The sequence below is a fragment of the Desulfosporosinus nitroreducens genome, from assembly GCF_023897015.1.
Classification (GTDB): Bacteria; Bacillota; Desulfitobacteriia; order Desulfitobacteriales; family Desulfitobacteriaceae; genus Desulfosporosinus; species Desulfosporosinus nitroreducens.
Genome location: NZ_JAMHFY010000051.1, coordinates 1 through 9,843, shown reverse-complemented (window position 1 = coordinate 9,843; position 9,843 = coordinate 1). Strand labels below are relative to the sequence as shown.

14 protein-coding genes, 1 tRNA gene and 1 pseudogene are annotated in these 9,843 nt (G+C 39.8%); 7 read left to right on the top strand and 9 right to left on the bottom strand.

Translation table 11 applies throughout. The annotated features are described in order from the left end of the window. The 8 genes from M8E35_RS25515 to M8E35_RS25480 form a co-directional block, all read right to left on the bottom strand. Window positions 1-76 (bottom strand) — tRNA-Glu (locus M8E35_RS25515). Between the two features lie 297 nt (window positions 77-373). Continuing rightward, window positions 374-577: a 4Fe-4S dicluster domain-containing protein gene (locus tag M8E35_RS25510; RefSeq protein WP_252473782.1), complete on the bottom strand. Its 204-nt coding sequence runs from the start codon at window positions 575-577 to the stop codon at window positions 374-376. Next, window positions 535-726 (bottom strand): 4Fe-4S dicluster domain-containing protein, encoded by a 192-nt coding sequence (locus tag M8E35_RS25505; protein ID WP_252473781.1) that lies wholly within the window; start codon window positions 724-726, stop codon window positions 535-537. Before M8E35_RS25505 ends, M8E35_RS25510 begins: the two co-directional genes overlap by 43 nt. A 16-nt stretch (window positions 727-742) precedes the next feature. Beyond that, window positions 743-928 carry a 4Fe-4S dicluster domain-containing protein gene (locus tag M8E35_RS25500; RefSeq protein ID WP_252473780.1) on the bottom strand — a complete coding sequence of 62 codons (186 nt, stop codon included), beginning with the start codon at window positions 926-928 and terminating at the stop codon, window positions 743-745. Window positions 929-1,188: 260 nt separating this feature from the next. Beyond that, window positions 1,189-1,782 carry a DUF1847 domain-containing protein gene (locus M8E35_RS25495; protein ID WP_252473779.1) on the bottom strand — a complete coding sequence of 198 codons (594 nt, stop codon included), beginning with the start codon at window positions 1,780-1,782 and terminating at the stop codon, window positions 1,189-1,191. A 49-nt stretch (window positions 1,783-1,831) separates the two neighbouring features. After that, on the bottom strand, window positions 1,832-2,770 hold the full coding sequence (locus tag M8E35_RS25490) for a sulfite exporter TauE/SafE family protein (RefSeq protein ID WP_252473778.1): 939 nt from the start codon (window positions 2,768-2,770) through the stop codon (window positions 1,832-1,834). Window positions 2,771-2,790: 20 nt separating this feature from the next. Continuing rightward, on the bottom strand, window positions 2,791-3,213 hold the full coding sequence (locus tag M8E35_RS25485) for a hypothetical protein (protein WP_252473777.1): 423 nt from the start codon (window positions 3,211-3,213) through the stop codon (window positions 2,791-2,793). Between the two features lie 329 nt (window positions 3,214-3,542). Then, entirely contained in the window at window positions 3,543-4,211 is a 669-nt protein-coding gene (locus tag M8E35_RS25480; protein WP_252473776.1) for a Crp/Fnr family transcriptional regulator, read from the bottom strand. A 642-nt stretch (window positions 4,212-4,853) separates the two neighbouring features. Here M8E35_RS25480 and M8E35_RS25475 point away from each other — a divergent pair. The 7 genes from M8E35_RS25475 to M8E35_RS25445 all read left to right on the top strand — a co-directional run bounded on the left by M8E35_RS25475 (window position 4,854) and on the right by M8E35_RS25445 (window position 8,167). Next, window positions 4,854-5,024 (top strand): hypothetical protein, encoded by a 171-nt coding sequence (locus M8E35_RS25475; RefSeq protein WP_252473775.1) that lies wholly within the window; start codon window positions 4,854-4,856, stop codon window positions 5,022-5,024. Next, on the top strand, window positions 5,024-5,269 hold the full coding sequence (locus tag M8E35_RS25470; RefSeq protein WP_252473774.1) for an OsmC family protein: 246 nt from the start codon (window positions 5,024-5,026) through the stop codon (window positions 5,267-5,269). The genes M8E35_RS25475 and M8E35_RS25470 overlap by 1 nt, the downstream gene beginning before the upstream one ends. A gap of 303 nt (window positions 5,270-5,572) precedes the next feature. Beyond that, window positions 5,573-5,896, top strand: a complete 324-nt coding sequence (locus M8E35_RS25465; protein ID WP_252473773.1) for a 4Fe-4S dicluster domain-containing protein — start codon at window positions 5,573-5,575, stop codon at window positions 5,894-5,896. Between the two features lie 226 nt (window positions 5,897-6,122). Beyond that, the gene (locus M8E35_RS25460; protein ID WP_252473772.1) at window positions 6,123-6,383 is read left to right on the top strand and encodes a heterodisulfide reductase-related iron-sulfur binding cluster; all 261 of its coding nucleotides are present in this window, start codon (window positions 6,123-6,125) and stop codon (window positions 6,381-6,383) included. Then, window positions 6,380-6,931 carry a hypothetical protein gene (locus M8E35_RS25455; protein ID WP_252473771.1) on the top strand — a complete coding sequence of 184 codons (552 nt, stop codon included), beginning with the start codon at window positions 6,380-6,382 and terminating at the stop codon, window positions 6,929-6,931. The genes M8E35_RS25460 and M8E35_RS25455 overlap by 4 nt, the downstream gene beginning before the upstream one ends. A gap of 27 nt (window positions 6,932-6,958) precedes the next feature. Continuing rightward, entirely contained in the window at window positions 6,959-7,120 is a 162-nt protein-coding gene (locus tag M8E35_RS25450) for a hypothetical protein (protein WP_252473770.1), read from the top strand. A gap of 387 nt (window positions 7,121-7,507) precedes the next feature. Next, window positions 7,508-8,167 carry a heterodisulfide reductase-related iron-sulfur binding cluster gene (locus M8E35_RS25445; RefSeq protein ID WP_252473769.1) on the top strand — a complete coding sequence of 220 codons (660 nt, stop codon included), beginning with the start codon at window positions 7,508-7,510 and terminating at the stop codon, window positions 8,165-8,167. A gap of 643 nt (window positions 8,168-8,810) precedes the next feature. Here M8E35_RS25445 and M8E35_RS25440 read toward each other — a convergent pair. Beyond that, window positions 8,811-9,564, bottom strand: a pseudogene (locus M8E35_RS25440) (rhodanese-like domain-containing protein); the annotation flags it as partial. Window positions 9,565-9,843 lie beyond the last annotated feature (279 nt).

Below are 9,843 nucleotides of genomic sequence, written 5' to 3'. Positions count from 1 at the left end.
TGGTGACCCGTACGGGATTCGAACCCGTGTAACCGCCGTGAAAGGGCGGTGTCTTAGACCGCTTGACCAACGGGCCACTGTTTTTGAGAACTTTTTTAGTATAGCTGAAGCTTGCTAAAATGTCAACTCTTTTTGATGAGTTATTTTAAAAAATAGGAGAGCTTTGATTTTGTTTTGTATTTGTTATCTAAAGCTCAACTGTTAGTACTCACTTTACAATCAATAAAAATTCAGCTTAACTTATATTCACAACTAAACTTATTATTACATGCGCTTTAATAAACCAAATTATGTATAACTCGACTCCCGTTTCAGTAGGGTTATGCATATTGAGCGAAGCAAAATCCATATAGGTAAGTTAGGTTAACTGGTTTTACATGTCAACTAGCAAATACATCACTGCAGTCTGATCCTTATCTGCTCCTTCGAGATTGACGCGCATTCCCTTCACTCTTAACTCTGCTACACGTTTGTTTGCCTCACGTAGAAGTTCTTCACGTTCACCATAAACTCTCGAGTTAACCGGACAGACAGTTACACAGGCCGGCTCTTTAATTCTCTCAAGCGATGACTGCAAAGGGTACATTTCCCCACTTTACCATTTGTCATGATCTTCATTCCACTATGCGGACATGCAGGCACACAAACATGACAGCCAAGACATTTTTCGTGATCTTGGATCACTATCCCATCTTCTCCACGTTGAATAGCTCCTACAGGGCACACAAACTGGCATACAGGGTCAGCGCAGTGTCTGCATGACTGGGGTATTATAATAGCGAACCAAATGATCCTTGAGCTGTTCCCTCCGCCATACTCTCAACCACCAATCCCCTGTTTGGAGGCCATTTTCTTGTTTACAGGCAACAGTACAACTCTTACACTCGATACACCGTGACTCATCGACTAACATGGCATGTTGACTCATAATCCTTGCCCTCCTTCTACTTTAGCATTACCAATAAACGCAATACCTCATCATGTTCTACTGGTTTACTGCTTGGAGTAATGCTCGTGTTCTTACGAATGAACCCATATTCTTGTCTTATGCCTTACAAATAACAAAAAACAGAGGCGTAACGAACATAATTCGCTACACCCCCGTTTTTTGTCTATGTTGTCTAAATAACAATCGCCCAAAACATAGTTTCAGGCGATTGTTACAGTCTAAGTTAGTTGTCTACAGACTTATTCGTATTTCTTATTCATATATTTCTTACGCAGATAACTAGAATAGCAGACTGCTAAAGGATTATGACCTAATACACGGTCCTTAACGGCGAAGGTTGTGACTGGTACCTTGGAGTACTTGTTGAATAACATATCATGGCCGACACATAAGCCTACCGCTATGTTAAGCTCAGTCTCATCATTAGCCAGCACTTTGGCTTGAAGAACAGGGTCACAAATGACTTCGATTTTGTCCTCTTTCACTTTAGGTATTTCATAATCCTCTTTTTTAAGTCCACCTATTTTACAACAAGCGGAATATACCTCAAAATGTTGGGATAAGATTTGTTCTAAAACCGCTGCTTCTTCTGTTAAGCCAATACAGAAAGCCATTCCAAGTTTCTTATAACCCATTCTCTTAGCAAACATAATCAATTCATCCAGGCGGCTAAGATTGTTACCATGTACCGCTTGGAAATGACCACTGAGGCGATGAAAGGGTATATTTTCTTCTTCGAGACATTCATCGAGTGTATATTTTCCCCCAGTGCAATCAAATGCCTCTTTATCACACATGTTTTTAGTCTTCATTTTGCAGGATGCACATTTCATTTACTATCCCCCTCTATTTACATATTCATAACAACATTAAAATTAGTTATTAGATCTTAATGCCAGCTATCAGTAATACATACTTAAGACCAATATAGAACAAGACTAGTGCAAGGAACATTTTCATATAACGAGCATTGATATACTTAGATACTCGAGCAGCTACAACAGTACCAATAGCAACCCCGACTAATTCAAAGGCTAGAAACTGAAGATCTAAAGAACTGCCCATCGACAGATAGTTTAAAATACTGGTTGAAGATGATACCAAGATGGAAAGAACGGATGTCCCGGCCACAATGTACATTGGGAATCCCATCACACTCGTCATGAAAGGAACCAGTAAGAATCCGCCGCCGACTCCTAGGGATGCCGAGATAACTGCTACTACAAGACCTGTAAAGAAGACCATAATAGCGTTATAGTTAAACTCTTGACCAGCAAATGTAAAGGTATTTTGAATACCAATCTTTTTGAAATTAACACCGATTTCCTTAAGCTCATTCATTTTACCTGAGGCTTTAAGTTCTTTAACTTTTGCAGCAAAGAGTTTATTAGCAGCTGTTACAGATTTTTGACTGTCTCTAAATTTAGCGGTGCACTCATAGGCAATACGAAACGCAATACCTAGGGTGACTATACCAAAGTAAGGTTGGAACGTTTTCATGTCTTTTAATAAGGAGGCCGAAAGCGTAGAGCCTAATATCGCCCCAACGATTCCACCTAAGCCCAGAGCAACAGCAGTAGGTACAACAATTCGCTTCTCACGAAGATATAAAGGAGTACCAACAATAGGACTGACGAGTGTCAAAATCTGGTTCATTGGTTTAACCATATTGGCATTTTTAAGTCCGAAGATACTCATATGACCGACACCTGCCAGGATGCCTCCAGCTGCTCCTACAGATGTAAAAACGTATCCTACAAAGATACCCCAAAGAATCAAACTAATGGGATTAGCGTCTACACCAGCTAATGCGAAATGCATAACATTTTCCTCCAATTTATTTAAATTTTTGTCGCCTCTGATGACCCTAAACCAAATAAACCCAATCTATAAACTATAGATTTAATCGGTTTTATCAACCATTTTCCTACATGCAATAGAAGGTACGAGACTAGGAATGCTCCAAATATGTCGACCTGCCAGTTTACAAACGGTATTGTAATGGTTGGCCATTTCAAGCTAATTATCCAAATTATAAGAACGTATGGGGCTAATCTGTAAATTGAATCCACTACTACAGCGGTTAGATACTCAAAAAACACTTCTTTCATTTCCGCCTGAAGGGACTTATAGGCTGATGCATCCCCAATGTCAACCGCTACATTTGAAAGATCGTCTAATTCCTGATACCGTTCCTTATAGTGCTGGACTTTTTTAGCGTGGGGGTCTTTAAGGTATTTCACTAGTTCAGAAACCATCTTCATAGCTAAACGCCTCTCTTGCCATGATTTTCACTTACTAAAACAGTCCTGCCTTGCCGAGGCCTAAGTTTTACCTCCTTTCAAATACTTTTTCTCTTATCTTTACTATGTACTTAATTTATCAAACCCCAGATGATTTTAATGTCTATTTTCCGACCTTATTTATGTCTAACTGATGACCTTAATAATGTCAATGACATTACCTTATTTATGTCTACTAAATGACGTTATTTATGTCAGGTGCAACTCATTATTATCATGATTGCATCTTATGTCACATCAGTAGCACCGTAACACAATAAAGAGAGGCCATCATTCTATGCCAGCCTCTCTTAGACAATCCATTTACTTAGCTTATCTGTATCGAGAATATACACTTCCTTCTCTTCAATTGCTATACTGTTCTCTTGTCTAAATATATTAAGCAAGGACGTAACCGTCTGTCTTGACGTTCCTATCATACAAGCTATCTCTTCATGTGTTAAGCGAAAACCTATTTTTGTACCCGTATCTGTCTCTACTCCAGCACGTTCAGACATTTTAAGAAGCAACATAGCCAATCTTCCCGGCACTTGAAAACAGACCATTTCTTGGATAATTCCTTCAGCCTCTCGCATTCTAACCCCTAGAGTTGTAGCAACCTTAATAGCAATGGACGGATGGTTGACAAGCAATTCTTCAAAACGTGCTTTACGTACAACTACCAAAGTAGCATCGTTGATAGCACCAGCGAAACAAGTTCGCTCTCCATGGTACAAAGTTTCAGCAAGACCCATTAACTGCCCAGAAGTCCTCATACTTCCAACTGTAACTCTTCTACCATCTGGAGTTATTCGATATATTTTCACAAAACCTTCTTCTATTAAATAGATTCGGTCGGCAGTATCCCCTTCAGAAAAAATTATTTGTCCCTTAGGATAATGAACTACTGTTCCATATTCCCTAATAAGATTCTTTTCTTCTTCGTCTAATGCTAATGCTTCATGATTTATGTTTTCCATTCTAGATTTTACCCCTCCACGTATCTTTATATTATATCAAATATCTACAAAATACTACTTCGAATTAGCGGAAATAGATGATATTTTTCGAATTCCCCTATCTCTCATAGCAACTTCGCTTCCTGCTAACAAGCGTATTTATGCATATAAAACAATACTCCAATTGTATTATAACTAAAACCGAAGACTTGTGAAACTTTATGAATTCCCACTTGAACAGCTATTCTAGTAACAGGAATTTATAAGTAACGTTGATATATAAATTCCCTTCCCTATCATATTTGATTCAATACTAAGAAATTAATCCAATTTAAATAAATGGCATCTTTACGTTCCACATGGAATTATTATATTCCATAGCGGGAAATAAGCAAATAATAATAATTTTAAGATTAATCAAATAACTTAAAATTGAAATGGAATACTGGCATTCCATTTCAATCTTATTAAGATTTAACTTTTTTAATTTCTTGGCTAAACTTCGATTAAAACCGTTAACGCAATATTTATTTGGTCATGGCACAGGTTTTGCATAAATAATGGAATATGAAATGGAAACGATCTTAAAATTTCTCCAACCAAGATTTTCGAACTCAAGATCGTTAACTTTCTAAAATCATTGGAAGGGGTTGATTGTTAAACATGGATTTTAATAGCGGAGTTCTTGTTAACGGAATTGACTTAGGATTTATTAACAAAATGATTGACAGAGTAAAAGAAAATCCAGAAAAAGGTCAACGCACGTATAAAGCTCATCGGTATGGCTGGGCAGTACTAAATCAGAATCTACAATCCGCGATTTCAAGGTCGTAATGGACGAACCTTTTGGCACAAATGAAGGTCCCCAGCCAGGAGAAATGATACTGGCTGCTCTAGGGGCTTGTTTAGTTGTGGGCTACACTTTCGATGGTGCACTTCACAATATCGAACTCAAAAAGGTTGCAATTGAAGTGGAGGAAGATGTAGTAAGTACAAAGTTTTTTCAAATACTCTCGGACATAATACCTAATTTGAGCAACAACGGGTTAAGGTTGATATCGAATCCGACGCTGGTTTAGATGTATCGGGAGAGATGCACAAACGAGTGACATCTATCTCACCGGTATGTGCTACCTTAGAAAATACCTCTAATTTGGAGTTCAACCTTACCCTAAACGGAACCACACCCTAATATCAAGCGTGTATAAATAAAGAAGTGGTACCTGAATCATTCGGTTCATCCCCGTACATGTACATGAAAAGTCGCACTGAGTTCAGTGGGACTTTCTGTCCTCATAGACAACCTAAGTTACAGAACCTTAAATATAGAACTTATTGTTTTGTCTCGGACTCCTAATTAAATAGTTATGAGGGGATGTCTTATGAAAAGAGAACAGGCCAGCGACTGGTCTTTAGAATTTGAGAAGGCAATAGCGACATCGGGATTAGCGGATGACATTAGTCGCTGTATATCTTGCGGTAAATGTACTGGTGTATGTCCTGTAGCAGCCATTAGTCCTTCCTATAATCCAAGGCAAATCATTAGGGAAGTACTACTCGGCAACTATGAACGGATCGTTCATAGCGAAGAAATTTGGCGTTGTTTCTGGTGTGCTAATTGTGCTGCGACATGTCCAAGCGAAATCAAATACCCACTCTTAATGCTTTATATTCGCTATTTCTCAATGTCACCAAGAAGCATGTAGATCCATTTATCCGTTTTGTCACAAAGGCTAGACAAGAAGCTGTAACGTTCCAACCTGGGAAACCAGCAAGACTGGATGAAATTAGGGCGTTAAGGAGTAGCCTGGGCTTATCTATCTGACGATGGCATAAGAGAGTACCAAAAGTTGTTTGAAATTACTGGTACTGACGAATGGCTAAAGAATTATCAAGAAACTCCCGAAGTTCCTATCAATTTAAGTTATCTCGATGGAAGAATATCAAAGATTATCCCTAATTGATCCACAAAGAGTAGCCAATTTACCTACGCCCGATAAACTATTCCTATTTCTTAGCTGTACAGGAAGTATTGAATACCTAGGCACGGAAAGAGCGGTAAGGATCGTTGGCGAAAAACTAGGCATTGAATTTGTAGAATCGGTCGACCAAACCTGCTGCACGGGTTACATGTTAACGTGTAATGCCGTGAACCCTCAGCTTACTTTGGCAAAAATGCGTAGGTTCACGTGACCGGAGCAAAGGAATGCCCTATTGTTCAAAAATATGTTTGTATGTACACCGCCAAACAGGCTTTGGAACTAAAAAAAGCTCAACCAAAAGCCCAAGTGTATGTGTTCTATATGGATATACGATCTAACTTTAAGAACGGAGAAGAATTCGTCCGTGGAGCAATGGAAAATCAACACGTAAAGTATATTCGCGGCAGAGTAGGAAAAGTGATACCTACCAATGGCAGATTGTTGATTCGAGCGGAGGATACATTAATGGGTGTTCCTTTGGAATTGGAAGCCGATCTGGTAGTACTATCAACGGCAATGGTTCCAAGCCAAAGTACTAACTCCCTGGTCAGTCAGGTTGGGGGTAAACTTGATACTAATGGTTTTATCTTACCAATCCCAATGGCGGAAAGTGAAAATCCAATGAGGCTTACAAAAGGTATATTCTATGCTGGTGCCTGTGGTTTTCCTTGTGATGTTAAAGATGCATTAAATCAAGGCAGTGCAGCTGCAGCTGGAGTTTTAGGTTATCTTCAATCCAATCGGGGAGCCGCAAAGTAATGGGGGATTGGGAAGGGAGGGTCTCCGATGACTATGGTAATAACCGGTAATTCCACATTGCAAACTGACGTAGAGGATCTCTGTGATGTCAACATGGATGCCTGTATACAATGCGGCACTTGTACGGGAGGGTGCAGTGGAATTGTGCTTATGGAGTATGGTCCGCGTCAAATTATTCAAATTAATTAAGCTTAATCAGCGCAAAATTCTGTTAGACAGCCGGGCGATATGGATGTGCGTATCCTGCCATATATGTGAGGACGTTGTCCAGCAAAAATTAAGACTACTAGTCTAAATGGACACGTTAAGAGAGATGGCATGCGTAGAATCCACCACTAAGTCAAATGAACAGATAAAATTCCATAAAATTATACATTAAACAAGTAAAGGCCTTTGGAAGATCGCATGAATCAATGTTAACCATGGCATTAACTTTGAAAGGCACACCACTGCCACCGTTAAAACTGATGAAAGATCTCATAACTCGCATGAGAGTAGATATCAAACCTCCACACAGGCCAGATAAATCGTATCGTCTTGCGATAAAAAGAGTAGAGAAAGGAGGGAGCAAAGGCCATGGCAAGTAAAACTGTATCTTATTTTCCTGGTTGCTCACTTCATGGCTTAGCAAAGCCTTTTGATACCTCCACTCGACTTGTATGTGGCAAAGTCGGAATTAATTTGCAGGAGCCAAACGATTGGAATTGTTGTGGGGCAACGTCAGCTCACAGTATTGATCACTCGCTCAACCTAACCTTAGGAGCAAGGAACTTACATCTTGTTGGCAAGAGTGGGTTTAATACCGTTACCGCTCCGTGTGCCGCTTGTTACAGTAATCTAAAACGATCAAGCCTTGAACTTCAAGATCCTCAGAAACGCCAATTAGCTAGTCAATTGGCTGCAGAAAGTTTAGCAGGGGTCCAAGCAGTCAGTGTTATTCATATACTAGAGTTGTTATCCGATCTTTCCATTTCGAAGAGCATCAAACAAAGTTCGAAGTACCGTTTCACAGATTTAAAAGTTGTATGCTATTATGGATGCTTAACGGTAAGACCCAATTCCGAGTCTGATGCCGAATCTGATAGCTCTGAAAATCCTCAAAGCATGGATAAGCTTCTGGAAGCTCTGGGAGCGGATGTAAGGGACTGGTCTCATAAGAGCGAATGTTGCGGTGGAAGTCGCAATAACATCTGCTCCAGAGGCTATTGCTTGACGCAGGACTTCATCCGTTCTTAAGTTAGCCAGCTCGGGGCCGCAGAGAGGTTGCTTGCCCGTTATGTCATTCAAATCTGGAATTTCGGCTCCATGCACTACAGGCACAAGGCAAGCAAATTTCCGTAGTATTTTTTACTCAACTTATAGGATTAGCCTTAGGGTACACAGTTAAGGAAGTCGGATTGAATAAAATGTTAGTTAATTCTTTTCCTTGGCGGGAGAAGTTAACACTAGCATAATTGTTATTCTGAAAACCCCCGCTCCCTAGCGCATTGGATGCCAGGGAATGGGGGTTTCGTTTATATTCTATGCTTTTCAGAAATCACTCTTGAAGGGTGTCAAGACTGTTGTTTATTTCATGGTCGGACTACCGATATTACGTCTTGAATCATGAGTACTACTATCACAACACTTGAAATAATTAACAACAATTCTGGACCATGGTTATCAATAAAAAATTCGAAACTTTTACTTTTAGACCCATTACGATGCCCTCCCTTCTGTAATGTTCCTTTACTCTAGATATTTTGAAACTATTGTTGACCTCACTCCATATACACCCCTTTGTTCTGCAAAAACCATTATTATAATTTTATGCCACGAAACGCACAAGGTTAGAAACATTAGTACGTGCCTCAATTCCGCTTGTATTTTGATCTTAAACAGATACATAACCTCCATCTAAGTTTTTTACTTTAAAGCCGTTTTGAGTTAAAAATCGAGCAGCTACATATCCTCTCAATCCAATCTAACAATATTCAAGAATCTCTTTACCCCTATCAAGTTCTCCGATTCTTTCTCTGAGGCTATCTACAGGTATATTGACAGCTCTCTTAATGTATCCTTTTCTACTAATTAACTTTACAGTACGCACATCTAAAAGTATCGTGTTTTCTCTTGGATAAGCCATAAATTGCTCAGCTGTAAGAATCCCCATTCTGCCAGCTAAAACATTCTCAGCAACATAGCCCGCCAGATTGACCGGATCCCTAGCTGAAGAAAATGGACTGTACATAGCAGAGTTCTAACTCAGATAAATCTGTGACTGTTCCACCCAGTCTAATCACAGTCGCTATGACGTCCATTCTTTTATCCACGCCATCATTGCCGACACTTTGAGCCCCTAGTATTTTACCTTCCTCATTGAAAATCATCTTTAAGGTCAACATCTGGGCTCCTGGATAATAGGTTGCATTCGAGAAAGGATGAATTGTAATCGTTTTATTAGACATATTCAATCTATTTAAAGTTCTTTGATTATTACCTGTACAAGCGGCGGTTAATTTAAAAACCTTAATAATTGAGGTACCCTGTGTACCCTTGTAAGTAGTGCCTAAGCCTGCAATATTGTCCGCCGCAATTCTCCCTTGCTTATTTGCCGGTCCAGCTAATGGAACTGTTGAATTTTGCCTGGCGATGACCTACTTTCCTAGGAGCTATGCTCCAAGTATCCTAGGCCCTGGAACGAAAGGCACGAGAGTGTCCTGTGGACAGTATCGCCGAGCCACCCACCCCAAAGGAAGACTTCGTGGCGAAGGGGAGCCTTTCGCCACACTGCGACTTGTAACGCTCTCTCCTGCAGTGTGGATCCCGAAGAAGGGAACCCGGTACTTTCGTTCTTTACATTACAGTATTAAAAACACAGAAAAACTACCTCGTTAAAGGTAGTTTTTCGCTTGTTTACCTGGCGATGACCT

Bases quoted from the DNA above. Each gene is read 5' to 3' on its own strand.
- M8E35_RS25500 (WP_252473780.1), bottom strand. From the start codon at position 928: ATGAGTCAACATGCCATGTTAGTCGATGAGTCACGGTGTATCGAGTGT.
- M8E35_RS25495 (WP_252473779.1), bottom strand. From the start codon at position 1,782: ATGAAATGTGCATCCTGCAAAATGAAGACTAAAAACATGTGTGATAAA.
- M8E35_RS25490 (WP_252473778.1), bottom strand. From the start codon at position 2,770: ATGCATTTCGCATTAGCTGGTGTAGACGCTAATCCCATTAGTTTGATT.
- M8E35_RS25485 (WP_252473777.1), bottom strand. From the start codon at position 3,213: ATGAAGATGGTTTCTGAACTAGTGAAATACCTTAAAGACCCCCACGCT.
- M8E35_RS25480 (WP_252473776.1), bottom strand. From the start codon at position 4,211: ATGGAAAACATAAATCATGAAGCATTAGCATTAGACGAAGAAGAAAAG.
- M8E35_RS25475 (WP_252473775.1), top strand. From the start codon at position 4,854: ATGGATTTTAATAGCGGAGTTCTTGTTAACGGAATTGACTTAGGATTT.
- M8E35_RS25470 (WP_252473774.1), top strand. From the start codon at position 5,024: ATGGACGAACCTTTTGGCACAAATGAAGGTCCCCAGCCAGGAGAAATG.
- M8E35_RS25465 (WP_252473773.1), top strand. From the start codon at position 5,573: ATGAAAAGAGAACAGGCCAGCGACTGGTCTTTAGAATTTGAGAAGGCA.
- M8E35_RS25460 (WP_252473772.1), top strand. From the start codon at position 6,123: ATGGAAGAATATCAAAGATTATCCCTAATTGATCCACAAAGAGTAGCC.
- M8E35_RS25450 (WP_252473770.1), top strand. From the start codon at position 6,959: ATGACTATGGTAATAACCGGTAATTCCACATTGCAAACTGACGTAGAG.
- M8E35_RS25445 (WP_252473769.1), top strand. From the start codon at position 7,508: ATGGCAAGTAAAACTGTATCTTATTTTCCTGGTTGCTCACTTCATGGC.